Genomic DNA, 18,816 nt, shown 5'->3' on the forward strand with positions numbered 1-18,816 from the left:
GTAAGCCGCTCTCCGATCATCCCTCCGACGGGTTCGCGGCGCATACTGTCCGACTCACGGACGAGGGGCCTCTCCGGGGCGGCCTCCGGGGCCCGATGCCGTTGAACCGCGAACCACCAGCTCGGGCATGAAGACGAATTCGCTGTGCACGGGAGCCCTCGGCCGGTCGGGTGCGGAAGCCGAGTGGCTGTCCCCCGTCTCCTCGAGGAGTGCCCGCACCGAGGCCTGCCCCATCGCCTGCACCGGCTTGCGGACGGTGGTCAGCGGAGGGTCGGTGAAGGCGATCAGGGGCGAGTCGTCGAATCCCACGACGGAGATGTCGTCAGGCACTTCGAGGCCCCGGTGCCGGGCGGCCCGTATCGCGCCGAGCGCCATCATGTCGCTGGCGCAGACGACGGCCGTGCAGCCCCGGTCCATCAGCGTGGTGGCCGCGGCCTGGCCGCCCTCCAGCGTGTACAGGGAGTGCTCGATCAGTTCCGCCGACGATTCGGGGGCGATGCCCAGTTGTTCCTGGAGCGCGAGCCGGAAGCCCTCGATCTTGCGGAGCACGGGCACGAACCGCCGCGGGCCGACCGCGAGACCGATCCTGGTGTGACCGAGCGAGGCGAGGTGGGTCACGGCGAGCTGCATCGCCCCTCGGTCGTCGGCCGAGATGAACGGGGCACGCACACCGGGCGCGAAACCGTCGACGAGGACGAAGGGGACGCCCTTGGCACGGAGCCGGTCGTAGCGGTCCATGTCGGCGGTGGTGTCGGCGTGCAGTCCGGAGACGAAGATGATCCCGCAGACGCCGCGCTCGACCAGCATCTCGGTGAGCTCGTCCTCCGTCGAGCCGCCCGGGGTCTGGGTGGCGAGCACCGGGGTGTATCCCTGCCGGGTCAGGGCCTGACCGACGACCTGGGCGAGGGCGGGGAAGATCGGGTTGTCGAGGCCGGGCGTGATCAGCCCGACCAGGCCGGCGCTGCGCAGACGCAGGCGTACGGGTCGCTCGTAACCGAGCACGTCGAGGGCGGCGAGCACCGACTGGCGGGTGGTCGCGGCGACGCCGGGCCTTCCGTTGAGAACCCGGCTCACCGTCGCTTCGCTGACCCCCGCCTGGGTCGCGATGTCGGCCAGGCGTGCGGGTGCGGTCACGGACCGGACTTTACCGTCCGGATCTGCGGTTTCCCACCGGGTCTCCGCGCCGCGGGGCCTGAAGTCCGACGGCCTCGACTCAGCGGGCCTCTTCCCACCGGGGCCCGGAACGGCGGGAGTTGACGGCCGGTGCCACTGCGCCGAGCTGCTTCTCCAGCAGCAGCACGCCGTAACTGCTGCCGTCAGCGGCCCGCTTGGCCGGCTCCTCGCCCACCACCTCGTAGCCGGCGGCCTCGTAGTACGTCCGCAGGCGCGGATTGCGGCTCAGGCAGTCCAGCCGGGCCAGTTGCCTCCCGGCCGCGGCGATGCGGCGCTCGGCGTGGGCGAGCATCACCCGCCCCGAGCCCGCCGGTGCGTGCGTGCGGGCGGTCATCAGGCGGTGCACGTACCCGGCGACGGGCGGCCGGACCCCCCAGGCCGGCACGTCGTCCCACCACATCTCGTAGGCTCCGGCGATCCGTCCGCCGGCCTCCAGCAGCCACACCTCGCCCTCGGCGATCCGGTGGCGGAAGTGGCCCGCGTCCTTGTCGCCGGGCTTCCACTGGTCGATGCCGTGGCGCAGCATCCAGTGCGCGGCGTCGTCGTAGAGGGCGACGAGAGCGGTCGTGTCGGAAACGGTGGCGAGCCGGAAGGCGGAGTCGATGGTCACAGGCCGATGATGCAGGACGCCGGTGGCGCTACCGCAGGCGCTGGGCGGGTACTTGGGCGGCCGGCGCGGTCTTCGCGATCGCGGGGAGCAGGGCCGCGAGCCGGCCCAGGAGGTCGCCGAACGGGCCGTCCATCGGCTCGTCGGCGAGGATGCGGACGAGCAGGGCGGCCATCTCCTCGTCGTAGGCGGCGCTCACCGCGGCAAGCGCCGCGAAGTCGTGGACCAGTTGCAGTTCGAGCTCGGCGCGCGGGACACGCCGCCCGTCGAGCCAGATCAGTGCCGTGGACTCGGCGAGCGACACCCAGGAGCGCACGACCAGTTCGAGGCGTGCGGACGGCCTGTCGATCCCGAGATGCCTGAGGATCTGGTCGCGCGCGGCCTGCCGCACCTCGTCGATCATCGCGTTGGCCGTGGACGAGCCGACGGCGGGACCGCCGCGCATCAACGCGGAGAAACCGGGGCCGTGTTCGTCGACGAAGTCGAAGAAGCGGCCCATGACGCGCAGCAGCCTCGCGCCGAGCGGCCCCTCCCGGGGTTCCTGGAAGCGGGCGGCGAGCTCGTCGGCCGCCCGGCGCAACGCCGCCTCGTACAGACTCTGTTTGCCGGGGAAGTAGTGGTACACGAGCGGACGGGAGATGCCTGCGGCTGCCGCGATCTCGTCGATCGAGACATCGTCGGGCGAGCGGTGGCTGAACAGCTCCAGCGCCACACCGATCAGCTGCTGTCTGCGCTCCTCGACGCCCATCCTGCGCCGCACCCCGGTCGTCATGCGGACACCCTACCCACTGGCGCGCGGGCGCCGGGGCGAGGACCGCCCGCCGAGGAAACCGGCGGGACGCCGGTGACCAGCGCGTCCACGGAGGCCGGTGATGCCGCCGGACCGTGCAGGGCGGGTGGGAGCGGGAGGACCGCGACCGTCGCCGCGGGCTTCCGGAAGGAGCACAGGGGAGGGTCAGCGCAGCGGCCGCACCCGAGTGCCGTCCGCCAGAAGGCCGTTCAGTTCCGGCCGTGAACCCTCGCGGGAGCGGACCGCCACCACATGCCCGGTGGCCCCGCCCTCCACACCGCCGCCCGCGACGGTGACGGAGACGAGCTGTCCGCTTCCCGCCGCCAGGACGTACCACTGTCCGGCCCGCGACTGCCACAGCACACCGGCCAGCACCCGCGGTTCGCGCACCCCGCACGCGGGCGAGTCCTCCGCGCGTGCCACCACCGTCCCCGCCGCGCCCGGGCGCTCGGCGGGCGCCTGGAACTGGGCCATGACACGGCTGCCCGTGCCCCGCCAGGTCTCCGCCCGCGTACACACCCAGCCCGCCGTGCCGTTCGCCTCCGGCAATTGCTGCCGGGCGTACTGCCAGGAGTTGACGCTGCGGACGCCGTGCGCCCGCACGCCGGGCAGCAGGCAGGCCGTGCGCGCCCACGACGCGCGCGCCGCCGCGCCCGTCACGTCCTGAGGTGCGCCGGGCGGGCCGTACGTGAGCTGCGCTGGGGTCAGTTCGCCGAGGTCCGTCACCAGCGTGAGGGTGCTGCCGTCGGTCAGTTCCAGGCCCTGCCACGCCCGGCAGGCGCGTTGCTGCACGGGACTCGGCAGCCGCTCGGTGAGGCCGTTCGCGTCCCGCCGCACCGGACGCGGCCGCCCGGCGGGGTCGAGCAGGTCCCGTACCGACACGTCCCGTACCCAAGGCGCCGTGAGATAGCGGACGTGGTCCCGTGAACGCCCGGCGACCAGCGCGCCGGAGCCGGCGGCGTCGGCCCCGTCCGTACGGGCGAAGTCCAGCGACGCGTCCCTGGCCGCGCCCGGCGCCCCGGTCGTCTCGGCGTAGCGGACGATGCGCAGCCCGTCGTGGAGGACGACGACACGCGCCACGCCGACCTCGCCCGCGAACAGCAGCTGCGGCGGTCCCATCGGCGGCCCCGACGGTGTCCCGGGCGTCGAGGTGACCCGGACCGCATCTTCGGGGCCCGCCCAGGCGGTGAGCGCCCGGCGCAGCAGCGCACGGTCCGCGGAGAGGGATCCGCGGGCCGGCCACACGGAGAAGTCCCGGCGGGACGACTCCCGCCAGGCCGTGGGCGCGACCCGCACCAGCCGGTCCGGGTCCAGTGCCGCCTCCATGGCGGGGTCACGGGTGTACGGCACGTCCTGGGCGCCGTCGTTGCCGCCCCCCGGCAGCAGGAGCAGCGTCCCGCACACCGCGAGGGCGGCGGCGGCCACCACGGCCGCCCTGGTGTGTCTGCGCCGGCGCATCAGGTCGGTGGGCCGCACCTGGAGGGAGCACGCGTCGAACTCGGACGAGTGGAGCAGTTCCGCGCCGCGCCTGCCGTCCGCCACCCCGTCCGCCTCCGCGAGAGCGGAGTCCGGGTCGGCCGCTCCCGCCGCCGTCAGCACCTGGCGCAGGTCATGGTCGGACAGCTTCTCCAGATGGCGCAGCACGTACGCGGCCCTGCCCGGCCCGGACAGCGCGGACAGCCGCTGGTCCAGGGCGAGTTCGTCGGCGCCCCCCGAGCGGGGGAAGACCCGCAGACCCCACACGTGCGGCAGCAGCGGAGGGAACTGAGCGCGCCGGGGCAGTGCCCACCGCCGCAGCGGCTGCGACGCGTCCAGCGCCTGGCGCAGTACCCGGTCCCGTACGTACCTGTAGCCCGGGTCGCCGGCGCCTTCCGGACGGCGGGCCCGCGGCACGGCCGGGGCGGGCAGCGCGGCGGCGGTGTCGCCGCGGGGGAGCGAACGCTGCACGACGGCATGGGCGGTCAGTACCCGGCGGCCCTGGCAGAGGGACGGCGGCAGCACCAGGTAGGCGATCCGCACCAGGCGGGGGTAGTGCTCGACGACGGCCGCCTCCGCCTGCCCGACCCCCACCCCGGCCCGGATCCCTGAGCCGGCCTCCGTCCCGGTCCTGGCGTCGGTGGTGACGGGGCCGGCGGTGGGGTCCGGGGAGGGTACGAGGTCGTGTGGGCGCACGTTCAGCAGAACGAGCGAATCGTCGTACGGTCACCGGGCACGGCCCGACGCGACGCCGGGAGCCCGGTGCGTCAGGCCGGGACGACCAGGCGTCCGTGGATGCGCTCCAGCGCGGCCTGCGTGACGCCGAGCCCCTCCCGCACGTACTTCTCCATGGAGCCGTAGCGCGCGTCGACCTCGTCCAGGGCGGCCGCCAGGTAGTCGGGGACGACGCCGATGATCGACAGCGCCGTCTCCGGCTGCCCGCCCTGGAGGGTGTATCCCTCGACGAGCGGGGCGAACGCCTCACGCACCGCCATGTTGACGGACATGTACTCGGCCTCCACCGTCTCCTGCGTCGCGCCGAGCAGCGTGAGCACGATCGTCGCCGCCCAGCCCGTGCGGTCCTTGCCGGCCGTGCAGTGGAACAGCAACGGGCCCGCATCAAGGTCCGCGACCTCGTTCAGGAACGCCCGGTACGACGAACGTGCCGAGTCGGTCGTCACGAACCCGCGGTAGATGTCTTCGAACAGCTCCCGGCCCCGGCCGCCGCCGAGTTCCTGCTCGGTGACGGCCGGATCGGTGAGCAGCCGCCGCAGCCTGGCCGCCGCCGGCATCCGGCCGGCTGCGACCTGGTCGGCCAGGACGTCGGCGAGCAGCAGCCGCCCGCCCTCCGGGAGCCGGTCGGGCCGGGCCTCACGCTCCGCCCGGGTGCGGAAGTCGACGACGGTACGGATGCCGAGGGCGGCGACGGCCGGGTCGGACGCGGCGTCCATCCGGTCCAGATGCCCGGAACGGAACAGCAGACCGCTGCGCACCGACCGGCCGCCGGGCAGAGGCGTGCCGCCCAGATCGCGGAGGTTCGCGACGGTGGTGGAGGGGATCGCGTTCATGATGCGGAATGTAGGCCCACCGGACGTCAGCCGCCGGTCGCGACACCGCCGCCCGTCAAGGACCAGCCGCTGAACCGCACCGTCCCGCGCGCACCGCTCCCGCCGTTCGTGGCGCTCATGAAGAAGCCGGCGTCCTGCGTCGCCGCCGTGCCCGGCACCGACACGGTGGCGACCGCGCGCCAGGTGGTGCCGCCGTCGGTGGAGCACGCGCCGGTGAACGACGTCCCGGCGTTCTTCGTGAGCCGCAGCAGCACCGGCGCCCTGACCCCGGTGATCCGGCCGTAGTTGTCGATCGTGCCGTCGCCGTTCGAGTCGTACGACAGCGCGACGCCCTGCCCCGGGGTCACCGCAAGGTTCAGGAAGCCCACGTCCCCAGGGGTCGCCAGCGAGTTGCGGACCATGATCCCGGCGCGTGCCCAGGTACCGGTGTTGTCCTGCGCGTCCACCCGCAGCACGATGCTCGCGCCCTCGGTGAACGCCTCGGGCAGGTAGGCGGTGCCGAACTGGGTGGTGCCGCGCCACAGGTCGTTGCCGGCCCCGTTGATCGCGAACCGGTCGCCGAGCTGGCCGAAGACGGCGCCGTTGGAGGTGAACGTGCGCCAAGCGGGATCCAGCGGCGCGGCGATGTACACGCTGCCCGGCTGGGTGGTGGTGACCCGGTCCTCGTCCAGCGGCCCGTACTGCGTCGTGAGCTCGTACGACATGGGCCTCAGCGGCTCCGTCAGCGGATCAGCGGGCGCCGTCACCCGCCAGGAGACCTCGCCGCTGCCTCCGGCCGGGACGCCCTCCAGAGCGCTCGGGCCCTCGGGAGCGGCGTCGAGCCCCGCGAGCGCGAAGTCGACCCGGCCCGTGCCCCTGAGCCCGTTGATGTTGCGGAAGACCGCCGTGACGGTGCCCGAGCTGCCCGGGGTGAACGCGGGCGGCTCCACCTCCACCGTCACGACGCCCTGGTAGGGCGCGCGGGCCAGGGTCTCGAACACGCGAAGGGCCGTGCTGTACGCGTCCCCGGTCGGCCGCACCGGATATGCGCGGCGTTCCAGGGTCCACGCCTCCTCCTGGGGATACCAGTCGAAGGACTTCGGCGCCCTGCCCGCGGCCATCGCGTCGGCCTGCTCCGTCAGGAACGCCTCCCACTGCGGCACATGGACGTCGGCCATCAGCCCCTGCCAGTCCCGGTTGGCGTAGTTGCTGAGGCTGTTCGCGGTCGGACGGTCCGCCCAGGTGGTGATCAGGGTGCGCGCGGTGCGCTCCAGCTGCACCGCCTCCTGAGGGCTGGTCGCCAGCCGCTTCGCGTCCTCCAGCCACGGCCCGAGCAGGAACTGGCGGTGGCAGCCGGCCATCGTGTCGCTGAGCCGCATCAGCTTCAGCCACAGGGTCGACACGGCGCGGAAGGCGGCCACGTCCTTGCTCCGGTGCGCGGCCCGCAGCGCGAGCTGAAGCGTGCGGGAACGGTTGGCCAGCGCCTGGCGGGCCACGTCGGTCAGGTCGTGGCGGTACGCGTCCGAGTCGCGCAGCGGCGGCCGTACGGCGAGCAGCGCGGCGAACGCCCGGTCGAAGCCCGCCGGGTCGAAGGCGGTACCGATCGCCGTCGTCAGCGACGGCCGGCGCGAGAACAACGAGTCGTACGGCCGGCCGTCCGTGCTCGTCAGCTTGTACGCCGTCGCGGCCAGCGCGGCGAACGCCTCCCGCGCCGAGCGGTCGACGCCGCCGTACCGGATCTGCGCGTACTCGGCGAACCACGCCTCCCGGTCGATCTTCTCCTCGCGCCAGGCCAGTTCGCTGAACAGTTCCAGCGCCGCCGGGTCCCGCTCCGCCGCCTCCGGCATGTACGCGGTGCCCACCAGCGCACTGCCCGGCTTGTCGCGCCAGGCCGTGAACTTCTCCGTCCACCGGTCGGTGTTCGCGCCGATCGTCGTACGGCCGCCGAAGTTCGGGATCGTGCCGAAGGCGTACGGCGCCCCGCCCCAGTCCGCCTCCCGGTCGGTGACCGTGTCCAGGTCGGAGAGGCCGTCCACGATGAGGACGCGGGAGGTGTCGATCGAGTCGAGCAGCACCGGGCGCGGGTTGGACTGCCAGCCGAGGATCACCCAGGTGGCACCGGGCCGGGCCGTCTGGAGGGAGGTCTCCACCGCGCGGGCGGCGTCCGGGACCGGCACGTCACCCGCGGTGCCGCCCTCGTGCAGCAGGTCCATCTTGAAGTGCGACACGTCACCGAACAGATCACCCTGGTGCCGGTAGAAGGCCGCGGCGACGTCGGAGAACGCCCGCGTCCGCGGGTCCAGCCAGTCGGGCCGGCGCATCCCGCCGCCCCAGGTGCCCTGCGGGATCACACGCGCGTCGCTGCCGGGGTTGTGGCCGGGGAAGTCGTCGGGCACGGTGCCGAAGTAGCCGGGCACCACCGGATGCATGCCCAGCTCCCGCAGCCGGTCGGCGATCCGCCGGCCCAGCTCGGTCCGGCGCTCGATGAGGGCCGGTGACATCGGGCCGCCGTACTCGCTCATGTTCTGGAGCAGCCACCACGGCTGGTGCGAGGGCGCCGGCAGCCAGGTCCTGGCCTCCTCGTCCGAGTAGCCGAAGTCCATCAGCAGCCTGTGGTAGACGGCCTCCTGCCCAGGCGTCACCAGGACCTCGTTGCAGCCGTGCAGGGCCAGGACGTCGATCAGCCGCTCCCAGCGCGGCCAGTCGGCGTAGGGGGCGGTGTAGCCGTCGTGGGTGTCGTTGTACGCGAACCGGTGCGGGACGGTGGCCCTCCGCTCGAGCGGACGACGGAGCGCGGGCAGCCGGCGGGGCAGGTCGAGCTGGGAACCGGACCACGAGATGTGCGCCCGGCAGACGTACTTGAGATACCAGTGCACCCCGGTCAGCAGGACCGCCGGATCGGTGCCGGCGACCTCGATGCGGCCGGTCGAGCCGGTGACCCGGAAGCGCTCGGGACCGGTCAGCGCCGTCAGCCGGAACTGGTCGGCGTGGTCGGGCAGCAGGCGGTGCAGCGCGGCGACGGCCGGGCCGGTGCGGAAGGCGTCCCCGGCGCCCGCGCCCGGTGCCGCGGGCGGCGAGGCGGGACGGGGCAGGGCAGCGGCCACAGGAGTGTGCGCGGCGAGCACCGCGCCGGCTCCCACAGCTCCCGCAGTGCCCAGCAGCGTACGTCTCGACAGCTCGTTCATCAGCGCTCCTCCGTGTTGCTGACGCGACAACAGGTGCGTGCGGAGCGCAGGTTACCTGCGGTTCTGCCGCGCGAAGAGGGGGCGGGAAGGCACCATGGCCGGATGCGGACGAGTACGAGCACCAGCACACGGCGGGCGGCCCGGACAGGACTGGCAGTTGTCGTCCTGGCCCTGGCGGCGGCCTGCGGTTCCGGCGATGACGACGACGGGCGTGTCGGACCCGACAAGGGCGCGAAGGCGCCGAAGACGGCGACCGGCAGCCTGGAGGACCTCGCACGCCAGGCCGAATGCGAACCGAACATCCAGACGGACGCGGACGAATTGCGCCAGGCCAACTGCAGGACGGCCGACGGCAAGTACATCCTCGCGACCTTCGCCACCGACCGCGGCCAGCGTGAGTGGATCAACGAGGCCAACGACTACGGCGGCACCTATCTGGTCGGGCGCAAGTGGGTCGCGGTCGGCGACGAGAAGGTCGTGGCGGCCCTGCGGGACCGGCTCGGTGGCACGGTCGAGACCGGCGCGCAGCACGGCTCCGGCCACGGCGGCGACGGCGCCGACAGCGGTGGGGACAGCGGCGACGTCGGTGGCCACGAAGGCCACGAGGGTCACGACGGCGGCAGGGAGAGCGGGGAGAACGGGAAGAAGGGCGGGAGCGCCGGGGAGGGGCACGAAGGGCACCAGGGGAGCTGACCGGCCGGCCTGTCGGCCCGCGCCGGTCCGGGTGCTGCTGCCCGGACCGGCCCGGGACAGGCCGTGCCGTGCCGTCCGCAGACGGAAAGAGGCCGGGCCGGTCCGGGAATCGCCCGGACCGGCCCGGCCCTTGAGGTACCGGTGGGTCACCGGCCCTCCGCCGTACCGGGTGGATCACTGACAACGGCGGCCGTCGTTGATGCAGTCCACCATCTCGTCCATCAGGTCCTCGTCGAAGACGTTGATGAAGTCACCGTGGTCGGTGATCGGCTTGTGCAGCTGCTCGGGGAACGAGTCCACCGCGAAGACCGACGCGTTGTCGCCGTCGAAGACCGGCGGCGGCACGTCGTAGACGATCCGCTGCACCAGCTGCGGAATCGGCTGGAAACCGTCCTGGCACCTGCCGTCCTCGTCGGCGAAGGCCACATGGGTGCGGTGGTTCGCGCTGTCGGTGTTCTGACCGTCCCAGCAGCTCTGGAACTTGAAGCTGCGCACCACCTGGCTGCCCTCGGGGCAGATCGGGTACTTGTCCTTCAGCTGGCGGTCCTCGAATCCGGTGCAGCTCCACGAGGCATTGGCATTCGCGTCGCCGTTGGTGAACGACTTGGCGTCACCGGTGATGATCCGGAGGAATTTCGGCATCGCGGTGACCTTGCTCCGCGGATTTCCCTCGAACGTCAGCGTGACCTCCGACGGTGTCTGGATCTCACCGACGTTCTGGTCGTTGCCGCCGCCGTCCTGGCCGGCGTCGAACTCGTTCTGGCCGTTCTGCAGGCGCAGCACGGGCCAGTAATAGGTCGACTTGTCTCCCTGGTTGTTGCAGGTGGTGTCTCCGTTCGCGAAATCGTCGTCGCTGGCGAAAGCGTCATTGGCCTGGTTGCCCACATAGTCGTGCATGTGGTGCGCGCCGTTACTGACGCCAGGGGCGGCGATCACGTTGTCGGAATTGAACTTGCCGTTCTCGTTCACGCCGCAGTCGGTGGTGAAAGTGCCCCGGGAGGCACCGCGGCGCTTCTGAGGCTCCTGGACGTTCGGCTCGACGGACTGGATGTCGACGAAGTCGCCCTCCTCCGGGCCGTTGCCGGCCTGGCCGCCGTTGTCGTTGTTGCCGTCGTTCCCGTCGTTGTCCCCGTTGTTGCCGTCGTTGTTGTCGCCGTCACCGTTGTCCTGGTCGCCGCCGTTCTGGCCGCCGTCCTGGTTCTGGTCCTGGCCGCCGTCGCCGTCCTGGCCGTCGTTCTGGCCGTCCTGGCCGTCGTTCTGTCCGTCGTTCTGGTCACCGCCGTCGTTGTCGTCACCGCGGAGGGTGCACGGAGCGGTCGACTCCAGGCCCTGGGGGCGTTCGGCAGAGCGGTCGATCAGGGCGACGATGCGCTGGATGATCACCAGCCGCTCGTTCTTCAGCGGCGTCAGAATCTCGTTCTGCGCGAAGGCGCGGTCGCTCTGGACCCGCTCCTTGTTGTCGGCGAACCGCTGGTAGTAGTTGGTGATCTGGGTGTCCAGCGTGGCGAGTTCCCGGTCGACCGCGAACCGCTGGTCGTCGGGGACCTGCTCGATGGAATTCACGACCTCCGGACAGTCGATCGTGGAGACCGCCTGTCCGGCGCTCTGCGTTCTGGGCCCGGTCCGGTCATCGCCCCAGCCCTCGTGGGCGGAAGCGTAGAAATTGGCCGCGACGAGCCCGCCCCCACCCAGAATGAGGGCAGCCGTGGCGGCGATCGCCCGGTTTGCCAGCGTTGAGCGTTTTCTCGATGTGCGTCCCATGGAACTCCAATCCCGGGGGAGGGAAGTAGCGTCGTTCCATACGGAGACCATCGACCGGGTGTTCAGTCCTGTGTGGAAATCGTAGAAGCCTCCAGCGCCAAATCGTTTGGACGTAGCCGAAAAGGGGCACTGCCGAGGCCCTGCGTCCCGGGGTCCGCCCCACTTCTCAACTTCCGGTCGTGCGCCCGTGATCCAGATACGCCAGCACCGCCAGGACCCGGCGGTTGTCGTCGTCCGACACCGGCAGTCCCAGCTTGGCGAAGATGTTCGACGTGTGCTTGGCCACCGCCCGTTCGGTCACCACCAGTTGCGACGCGATCGCCGCGTTCGAACGGCCCTGCGCCACCAGCTCCATGACCTCCCGCTCACGCGGCGTCAGGCCCTCCATCGGCCTGTCCTGCGAACGCCGTGACAGCAACTGCGAGATGACCTGCGGGTCCATCGCCGTACCGCCCGCCGCCACCCGGCGCACCGCGTCGACGAACTGCTCCGCGTCGAAGACCCGGTCCTTCAGCAGATACCCCACCCCGCCGTTGCCGTCGGCCAGCAACTCACGTGCGTACAACTGCTCCACATGCTGCGAGAGCACCAGCACCGGCAGCCCCGGCCTCGCCCGCCGCGCCGCCAGCGCGCACTGGAGCCCCTCGTCCGTGTGCGACGGCGGAAGCCGGACGTCGACGACCGCGACGTCCGGCTCCAACTCCGCCAGTGCCTTGGAGAGTTCCGGGCCGGTCTCCACCGCGGCCAGGATCTCGAAGCCGAACGCCTCGAGCATCCGGACCAGGCCGTCCCGCAGCAGGAACAGGTCTTCCGCTAGAACAACTCGCAAGGGATCTCCATGGTGACCATGGTGGGACCGCCCGCGGGGCTGCTGACGGCCAGGACTCCGTCGAATGTACCGAGCCGCCGTTCCACACCGCTCAGGCCCGAGCCCGCCCCGACCACCGCACCACCCTTGCCGTTGTCCGTCACCGAGATCCGCAACGCCCCGTCAAAGTACGTGATGTCCACCCAGACGCGGTCCGCCCCCGCGTGCTTGACCGCATTGGTGAGAGCCTCGCTCACCGCGAAGTACGCCGCGGACTCGACGGGCGCGTCCGGGCGACCGGGCAGCTCCACCTCCACCTCGGTCGGCACCGGCAGCCGCAGCGCCAGAGCCCTGACCCCGTCCCCCAGCCCCCGCTCGGCCAGCACCGGCGGATGGATGCCGCGCACCAGGTCACGCAGCTCGGTCAGCGCCTCCGCGGACGACTCACGCGCCTTGGAGATCAGCTCCTTCGCCCGCGCCGGGTCCTTCTCGATCAGCGCCTCGATCGTGCCGAGGTTCATCCCCATCGCGACCAGCCGTGCCTGCGCGCCGTCGTGCAGGTCGCGCTCGATACGACGCAGCTCGGCCGCCGACGTGTCGAGTGCGTCGTGACGGGTCTCGGTCAGCCGGTCGATGCGCTGCTCCAGCTCCTCACGGCCGGGCGTCAGCACGGTCCCCGCGAGCCTGAAGTGCGCCCTTATGAGCCGGGGGTTGACGTGCAGCGCCACGATCATCCACACCAGGCCGAGCAGCGCCGCCGGCCTGGCCGTGTCACCGCTGTCGACCGGCAGGAACGTGTACCAGTACGTGCCGCCGGCCTCCACGATCGGCTTCCACAGCCCCGCCGCGAGCAGCAGACCGAACACGCCCTCCAGGATCAGCGCCGGCGCGAGGATCGCGACGACCGCGCCGCCCGTCATGTCTGCGAGCAGCCACCGAATGTCCCGCCAGGTCGCCGGGTCCTTCAGCAGCAGCGAGCACCGCTCGACCTGACCGGTGACGCCCTTGCGCACGTCCTTGGGGAAGGGCCGGTAACGGGCCGGGATGCGGACCTTGGACCACTGCGCCGCGAGCAGCCGGCGGCGGTTCACATGGGCCCTCAGGAGGGTCAGCACCGGGGGTGTGGTGAACACGCCCACCCCGATGGGGATCAGCGCGATCGACACCATCGTGAGAGAGAAGAGGGCGACGGAACCGATCCACGCCGCCAGCGCGAGCACCAGCCCCTGCCCACCGGCGGCGAGCGCGCCGCGGGCCTTCTTGATCGCCATGAATCCCCCTGCTTGGGCGTGTGTTCGTCCGTCTGTCCCCTGTCGATCAACAGTGTGTCGGCCACGAACGTGCTTCCGCACTGGTGGAGGGCACCGGGTGGGGGGTGTACCTGACGACACCCCCGAGGCCCAGCCCTCCGGCGCCCGCATTTCCCCCCCGACGTCGTCCGGCAGCGCTGGCGGTCGTGCTCGCGGCTTTGGCCTTGTTGTACCGGCCAGGACACCAACGGGGCCCACTACATGATGGCCGTGCCGACACGCTGGAACGGATCCCTCGTCGTGCACGCCCACGGCGGCCCCGACCTCGGCGACCCGTCCGACCCGTCCCGCAGCACCGATGACCTCGAGCGCTGGGCGGTCATGGTCGACGAGGGATACGCGTGGGCCGGGCTCGTCCTACCGCCGCGGTGGCTACGGAGCCCGGATGGCAGCCGCCGACACCGAGAACGTACGCCGCCTGTTCGCCGACCGGTTCGGCCGGCCGGAGCGGACCTACCTCCACGGCCGGTCCTGGGGCGGCAACGTCGCCGCCGAAGTCGCGGAGACCTACGGCAGGCAGCTCGGCGCCTACGACGGAGTGCTGCTCACCAACGGTGTCCTCGGCGGCGGGTCGCGCGGCTACGACTACCGCGTGGACCTGCGGGTGGTCTACCAGTACGACTGCGACAACCACCCCCGCCCGACCGAGCCCCGGTATCCGCTGTGGCAGGGGCTGCGCCCGTACTCCACCATGACCGCCACCGGGCTCCGAGCCCGCCTGCAGGAATGCACCGGGTACGCGTCCGACCCTGCGGACCGGACCGCGTCGCAGCAGCGCAACCTCGACGACATCCTCGCCGTCACCCGCATCCCGGAGCGCTCACTCGAATCCCACCTGCGATTCGCCACCTTCACGTTCCGAGACATCGTGTCCTCCCGGTCCTCACCCTGCACGCGATCGATGATCCGACGGCCTTCGTGGAGCACGAGGCGGCCTACCGCGCCACGTTGCGGGGCGCCGGCAGCGACGGAAACCTGGTCCAGACGTTCACGAAGGAGACCGAGCACAGCGCGCTGAGCGACTCCGAGTACGCCAACTCGATCCACGCGCTGGACACATGGGTGCGCTCCGGCCGCAAGCCGACCCCGCGCTCGATCGCGGCCTCCTGCGGCGCCTTCGACAAAACCTACGGCAGCGGTTGCTTCTACGACCCCGGATTCCACCCCTCGCCGTACGCCTCGCGGGTCCTGCCCCGACCAGGCGGACTCCACTGGCCCGTCATGACCGCCGCTCAGGAGCAGGCGTGGAGCCGGATCGACGGTGTGGGAATCGCCCCCTGACGGTGGCGGACACGTCCCGACCGGGGCTGCTCCGGTGGTCAGCCCTGGTCACGTCCAGGCACTGTCCGGCGGATCACGTGACCAGGCGTGTGCGGTAGGCGGCGCCCGCCGGGGGACGGCCCGCCCCACGGGCCGTCCAGGGGCAAGGCCCCCAACGGTCAGTCCGCGAGCAGGCGCTGCTCGACCTCCGGCGCCAACCCCACCCGCGGACGGTCCGCACGGTGCGGCGCCGTGCCGCCCAGGGACGTGAGCCACGTCCACGTGTCGCGGACCGTGTCCGCGACCGGCCGGCACCGCAGGCCCGCCGCCGTCGCGCGGCCCACGTCCACGCCGTGCAGCGCCCCGTACGCCTCCTGTGTCGGCGGGATCCAGACCGGCAGGTCCGTCCACGGCTCGACGCCCGCCGCGAGGATCGTCTCCGCGTCGGTCCACCGCAGGCGTGCCGTCGACCCCGTCACCGTGACGCAGGTGTCGAGGAGTTCGCCCATCGTCGTGTGGCCCGGTTCGCTCACCAGGTTGTACGGTCCGGAAAGTCCGGCGGCCGCCGCGTCGAGGGTCCATTCGGCGAGGTCGCGGACGTCGATGTACTGCAGCGGGGTCTCCCGCGGCCCCGGCGCGAGCACGTCGCCGCCGCGTGCGATGCGGCCGAGCCACCAGGGGAGCCGGCCGATGTTCTCCCACGGCCCGAGGATCAGTCCGGAGCGCACCAGCAGGGAGCGTTCGTCGCCGAAGGCGTCGAGGACCGCCAGTTCGCCGCCCCGTTTGGCCTCGGCGTACGGCACGTCGACGGCGTCGGGGGAGCTGTCCACCAGGGGCGCCGTCTCGTCGTACCCGGCCGGCTGGGGCCAGACGTACACCGAGCAGCTGGAGATGTAGACGTAGCGCCCCACACGTCCCGCGAGCAGCCGGGCCGTGCGGCGGACCGCGGCCGGTGCGCCCGACCAGGTGTCGACGACGGCGTCCCATTCGCCACCGGCGAGCGCGTCGAGGTCGTCGAGCCGGTCGCCGAGGAGCACGGCCGCGCCCTTCGGCGCCGGATGCCTGCCGCGGTGGAAGACGGTGACGTCCCATCCGCGGGCCAGCGCCGCCTCCGTGACCGCACGCCCGGCGAACTCCGTACCACCCAGAATCAGAAGCCTCATGATCACGACTGTGCCTCGGGGGGACCCGCGCGGGAAAGTGGTTCTGCTTCGGGAAGAACTTGTTCGTACCCGCGGTCACTCTCCCGGACCCGCCGCCGTGGTGGCAGCATGTCGGACGATGACGGACACCCGGTCGCCGATGCGCGCCCTGCGGGCCGCGCTCTTCGCGGCGGTGGCTGTCATTCTGGCCGCTATGGGGCATTCGTCCCTGTCCGCGCATGACATCCCGCCGTCCGCGCTGCTGGTCGCACTGGGTGTGACCGCCGCCGCGGGATGGTTCGCGGCCGGGCGCCGCCGCGGGACCCGCGCCATCGGCGCCGGTCTGCTCGCCGTGCAGGGGGCCCTGCACCTGATCTTCTCGGACGCCGGACGGCCCGTCGAGCACCACCACGGGCACCAGGCGGAGGCGGCCATGGGCCTCGCCGACGGGGCGGGCATGCTCGCCGTGCACCTCGTCGCGGCCGCCGGCTGTGCGCTCTGGCTCGCCCATGGTGAGGCCGCGTTCTTCCGGCTCGCGAACGCCGCGCTCGCCTTCGCCTTCACCCCGCTGCGACTGCTCCTCGGTGTCGTACGGCTTCCGGAACCACCGCGTCCGGTGGTTCGCCCGGTCGTCCGCGCCCGACACCACGGTGTCGTCCTGGCGCACACCGTCGTCCGCCGCGGCCCGCCGACGCCGGCCGTACCCCGCGCCACGGCCCCCTGAGCCGCTGTCCGACCTGGGGGCCGCTTCCCCATGTCGACACCGAATCCTTAGGACCGCCATGTCTGTTGACGCCCCCGACCAGGGCGCAGCACCTCAGGCCGGCACCGGCCGGGCCGAATCCACCTCCACCTGGGGCGCGCTGCGACCGCTTGTGCTCCGGCTTCACTTCTACGCGGGGCTGCTGATCGCCCCGCTGCTCCTCGTCGCCGCTGTCAGCGGCCTGCTGTACTCCCTGTCCTTCCAGGCGGAGAAGTTCGTCTACCGCGACGAGCTCACCGCTCCCGTGTCGGGCCCGTACCTGCCGCTCGGCGCCCAGCTCGACGCGGCCCGCGAGGCCCGTCCCGACGCCACCGTCACCGCCGTGTGGCCCTCGTACGAGGAGGGTGCGACCACCCGGGTGCTGATGGACGCACCGGGAGTCGCGGAGGGCAGGTCCCTCGCCGTCTTCGTCGACCCGTACACCGCCGAGATACGGGGCGAGCTCCCCTCATACGGCAGTTCCGGGGCGCTCCCGCTCCGGGCGTGGCTCGACGAACTCCACCGGGACCTGCATCTCGGTGACCTCGGCCGCAACTACAGCGAGCTCGCCGCGAGCTGGCTCTGGGTCGTCGCCCTCGGCGGGCTGCTGCTCTGGCTGGGCCGCCGGCGCCGTACGAAGCGGGCCCTGATCCTGCCCGAGCGGGGCGCCAAGGGGCGCCGCAGGACATTGTCCTGGCACGGCTCCGTCGGGCTGTGGGCCGTGACCGGACTCGTCCTGCTGTCGGCCACCGGCCTCACCTGGTCCCGTTACGCGGGCGAGAACATCGGCGCGTTGCAGGACCGGCTGGGCGGCGCCACACCCACCGTCTCCGCCGCGATCGGCGAAGCCGGGGCGGCCGGCGGGGACGGCCACGAGGGCCACGGCGGCACCGGACACGGAACACAGCACCAGGGCGCGGACGTCGGCATCGACGACGCCGTGGCCGCCGCCCGCGAGGCCGGCGTCGACGGCAGGGTCGCCGTGACCCTGCCGGCCGACGGCACGGGCTATGTCGTCAAGGAGACCGACACCCAGTACCCGGTCCATCTCGACTCCGTGGCGATCGACCCGGCCGACGGGCGTGTCATCGACGAACTGCGCTTCGACGACTACCCGTTGCTGGCCAAACTGACCCGCTTCGGCATCGACGGCCACATGGGCGTGCTCTTCGGCCTGGCCAACCAGCTCGTCCTGGCCGCCCTGATGGGCGCCCTGATCCTGCTCATCGTGTGGGGCTACCGCATGTGGTGGCTGCGCCGGCCCACGAAGGAACGCGCGCTGAGCGCGGGGCGGCCGGCGCCGCGCGGCGCGTGGCGGAAGCTGCCGGTGACCGTGCTGCTGCCGCTCGCCGCGGTGACGGCCGCGGCCGGCTGGTTCGTGCCGATGCTCGGCGTCAGCCTGTTGGTGTTCCTGGCCGTCGACATCGCGCTGGGCGCCGCCGCGAGGAACCGGGCGCGCACCGGCGACTAGGGGGCGTACTTGTAGCCGACCCGCCGCACGGTCTGGATCGTGCGGCGGTGTTCGGCGCCCAGCTTGCGCCGCAGCCGCGCCACATGGACGTCGACGGTGCGGCCGTCGCCCACGTGCCCGTAGCCCCACACCGTGGTGACCAACTGGTCACGGGTGTGCACCCGCTGCGGATGCGCCACCAGATGCGCCAGCAGCTCGAACTCGAGGTACGTCAGGTCCAGTGCCCGCCCGTCCACCTGGGCGGTGCGCCGGACCGGGTCGATCAGCACCGGCCCGCCGTCCGTCGGGTTCTGCGGGGCGGCGGTGGGACGCGGCTGCCCGTCGGCCGGTACGAGCACCAGGTAGCCGACCATCGGGGGCCGTCCCGGCAGGTCGGGCAGGGTGTGCGGCGGGGCGGGCAGCCACGTGGCGCCCGGCGGAAGGAAGTCGGCGACGTCGACCACCTCGTCAGGGTCGACGGCACGCAACCGGTGCCGGTCGGAGGGACGCTGGGCGGGCCGGGCGACGGGGGAGAAGGAACGGGTGTTCGCCATGGGAGGTCAGCTCTTTCGCGCGGAGGGAGACGGACGTACGTACGTCGTGCGCGCCGGCCGAGAACCGGGATGACGGCTTCAGAGGGCCTGCGCGCTCACGCGCGGCAACACACCCGGTCGAAGTCGTGATGCTGCCGGGAAGGCCAGAACGGCTCGAGGTCGGTGCGACCTGTCGCGATGCTCCGGTGGATGCTGGCCATGACCCCATTCAAGCAGACGCGAGGCGTCCGCAGCAGGTCCCTCTCACACGTTGGTACGCGTTCCCCGCGCGGGCGTTGACCCCAGGTGCCCGTGCTGCCCGCCTGCCTCGGCCCGCCC

14 protein-coding genes and 1 pseudogene are annotated in these 18,816 nt (G+C 72.3%); 4 read left to right on the plus strand and 11 right to left on the minus strand.

What is annotated here, in order from left to right:
* Positions 1 to 54: 54 nt before the first annotated feature.
* The 6 genes from ACIPJI_RS04315 to ACIPJI_RS04340 form a co-directional block, all read right to left on the minus strand.
* A complete protein-coding gene (locus tag ACIPJI_RS04315; protein ID WP_356619213.1) occupies positions 55 to 1,134 on the minus strand; it encodes a LacI family DNA-binding transcriptional regulator in 1,080 nt (359 codons plus the stop codon).
* Positions 1,135 to 1,213: 79 nt separating this feature from the next.
* Positions 1,214 to 1,783, minus strand: coding sequence for a GNAT family N-acetyltransferase (locus ACIPJI_RS04320; protein WP_402244405.1), 570 nt, complete (start codon positions 1,781 to 1,783; stop codon positions 1,214 to 1,216).
* 28 nt (positions 1,784 to 1,811) lie between these two features.
* Positions 1,812 to 2,552: a TetR/AcrR family transcriptional regulator gene (locus tag ACIPJI_RS04325; protein ID WP_402244406.1), complete on the minus strand. Its 741-nt coding sequence runs from the start codon at positions 2,550 to 2,552 to the stop codon at positions 1,812 to 1,814.
* A 183-nt stretch (positions 2,553 to 2,735) separates the two neighbouring features.
* A complete protein-coding gene (locus ACIPJI_RS04330) occupies positions 2,736 to 4,742 on the minus strand; it encodes a hypothetical protein (protein WP_402244408.1) in 2,007 nt (668 codons plus the stop codon).
* Positions 4,743 to 4,813: 71 nt separating this feature from the next.
* Positions 4,814 to 5,614 (minus strand): tyrosine-protein phosphatase, encoded by an 801-nt coding sequence (locus ACIPJI_RS04335; RefSeq protein WP_307706010.1) that lies wholly within the window; start codon positions 5,612 to 5,614, stop codon positions 4,814 to 4,816.
* A 26-nt stretch (positions 5,615 to 5,640) separates the two neighbouring features.
* Positions 5,641 to 8,778, minus strand: a complete 3,138-nt coding sequence (locus tag ACIPJI_RS04340; RefSeq protein ID WP_402244410.1) for an alpha-N-acetylglucosaminidase — start codon at positions 8,776 to 8,778, stop codon at positions 5,641 to 5,643.
* A 102-nt stretch (positions 8,779 to 8,880) separates the two neighbouring features.
* On the opposite strand from ACIPJI_RS04340, the gene ACIPJI_RS04345 reads away from it, so the two are divergent.
* Positions 8,881 to 9,471 carry a hypothetical protein gene (locus ACIPJI_RS04345; protein WP_402244412.1) on the plus strand — a complete coding sequence of 197 codons (591 nt, stop codon included), beginning with the start codon at positions 8,881 to 8,883 and terminating at the stop codon, positions 9,469 to 9,471.
* Positions 9,472 to 9,645: 174 nt separating this feature from the next.
* Here the strand turns inward: ACIPJI_RS04345 and ACIPJI_RS04350 are convergent, their stop codons facing one another.
* The 3 genes from ACIPJI_RS04350 to ACIPJI_RS04360 form a co-directional block, all read right to left on the minus strand.
* Positions 9,646 to 11,232 carry a DUF1996 domain-containing protein gene (locus ACIPJI_RS04350; RefSeq protein ID WP_402244414.1) on the minus strand — a complete coding sequence of 529 codons (1,587 nt, stop codon included), beginning with the start codon at positions 11,230 to 11,232 and terminating at the stop codon, positions 9,646 to 9,648.
* 166 nt (positions 11,233 to 11,398) lie between these two features.
* On the minus strand, positions 11,399 to 12,061 hold the full coding sequence (locus ACIPJI_RS04355; protein WP_307706007.1) for a response regulator transcription factor: 663 nt from the start codon (positions 12,059 to 12,061) through the stop codon (positions 11,399 to 11,401).
* Positions 12,046 to 13,311 (minus strand): histidine kinase, encoded by a 1,266-nt coding sequence (locus tag ACIPJI_RS04360; protein WP_356619225.1) that lies wholly within the window; start codon positions 13,309 to 13,311, stop codon positions 12,046 to 12,048. The genes ACIPJI_RS04355 and ACIPJI_RS04360 overlap by 16 nt, the downstream gene beginning before the upstream one ends.
* A gap of 176 nt (positions 13,312 to 13,487) precedes the next feature.
* Between ACIPJI_RS04360 and ACIPJI_RS04365 the strand changes: the two are divergent.
* Positions 13,488 to 14,631, plus strand: a pseudogene (locus tag ACIPJI_RS04365) (hypothetical protein).
* A 158-nt stretch (positions 14,632 to 14,789) separates the two neighbouring features.
* Here ACIPJI_RS04365 and ACIPJI_RS04370 read toward each other — a convergent pair.
* On the minus strand, positions 14,790 to 15,773 hold the full coding sequence (locus ACIPJI_RS04370) for an NAD-dependent epimerase/dehydratase family protein (RefSeq protein WP_402244416.1): 984 nt from the start codon (positions 15,771 to 15,773) through the stop codon (positions 14,790 to 14,792).
* A gap of 118 nt (positions 15,774 to 15,891) precedes the next feature.
* Here ACIPJI_RS04370 and ACIPJI_RS04375 point away from each other — a divergent pair, with 118 nt between their 5' ends.
* A complete protein-coding gene (locus tag ACIPJI_RS04375) occupies positions 15,892 to 16,476 on the plus strand; it encodes a hypothetical protein (RefSeq protein ID WP_402244418.1) in 585 nt (194 codons plus the stop codon).
* Between the two features lie 58 nt (positions 16,477 to 16,534).
* The gene (locus tag ACIPJI_RS04380) at positions 16,535 to 17,965 is read left to right on the plus strand and encodes a PepSY-associated TM helix domain-containing protein (RefSeq protein ID WP_402244420.1); all 1,431 of its coding nucleotides are present in this window, start codon (positions 16,535 to 16,537) and stop codon (positions 17,963 to 17,965) included.
* Here ACIPJI_RS04380 and ACIPJI_RS04385 read toward each other — a convergent pair.
* Complete coding sequence (locus ACIPJI_RS04385) at positions 17,962 to 18,498, minus strand: winged helix-turn-helix domain-containing protein (RefSeq protein WP_356619233.1); 537 nt, start codon at positions 18,496 to 18,498, stop codon at positions 17,962 to 17,964. The genes ACIPJI_RS04380 and ACIPJI_RS04385 overlap by 4 nt on opposite strands.
* Positions 18,499 to 18,816: the final 318 nt, after the last annotated feature.

This window comes from Streptomyces sp. NPDC086835 (assembly GCF_044745705.1).
GTDB lineage: Bacteria > Actinomycetota > Actinomycetes > Streptomycetales > Streptomycetaceae > Streptomyces.

Coding starts and splice junctions, on each gene's coding strand:
- ACIPJI_RS04325 (WP_402244406.1), bottom strand. CDS start 2,552: ATGACGACCGGGGTGCGGCGCAGGATGGGCGTCGAGGAGCGCAGACAG.
- ACIPJI_RS04335 (WP_307706010.1), bottom strand. CDS start 5,614: ATGAACGCGATCCCCTCCACCACCGTCGCGAACCTCCGCGATCTGGGC.
- ACIPJI_RS04340 (WP_402244410.1), bottom strand. CDS start 8,778: ATGAACGAGCTGTCGAGACGTACGCTGCTGGGCACTGCGGGAGCTGTG.
- ACIPJI_RS04345 (WP_402244412.1), top strand. CDS start 8,881: ATGCGGACGAGTACGAGCACCAGCACACGGCGGGCGGCCCGGACAGGA.
- ACIPJI_RS04350 (WP_402244414.1), bottom strand. CDS start 11,232: ATGGGACGCACATCGAGAAAACGCTCAACGCTGGCAAACCGGGCGATC.
- ACIPJI_RS04360 (WP_356619225.1), bottom strand. CDS start 13,311: ATGGCGATCAAGAAGGCCCGCGGCGCGCTCGCCGCCGGTGGGCAGGGG.
- ACIPJI_RS04370 (WP_402244416.1), bottom strand. CDS start 15,773: ATGAGGCTTCTGATTCTGGGTGGTACGGAGTTCGCCGGGCGTGCGGTC.
- ACIPJI_RS04375 (WP_402244418.1), top strand. CDS start 15,892: ATGACGGACACCCGGTCGCCGATGCGCGCCCTGCGGGCCGCGCTCTTC.
- ACIPJI_RS04380 (WP_402244420.1), top strand. CDS start 16,535: ATGTCTGTTGACGCCCCCGACCAGGGCGCAGCACCTCAGGCCGGCACC.
- ACIPJI_RS04385 (WP_356619233.1), bottom strand. CDS start 18,498: ATGGCGAACACCCGTTCCTTCTCCCCCGTCGCCCGGCCCGCCCAGCGT.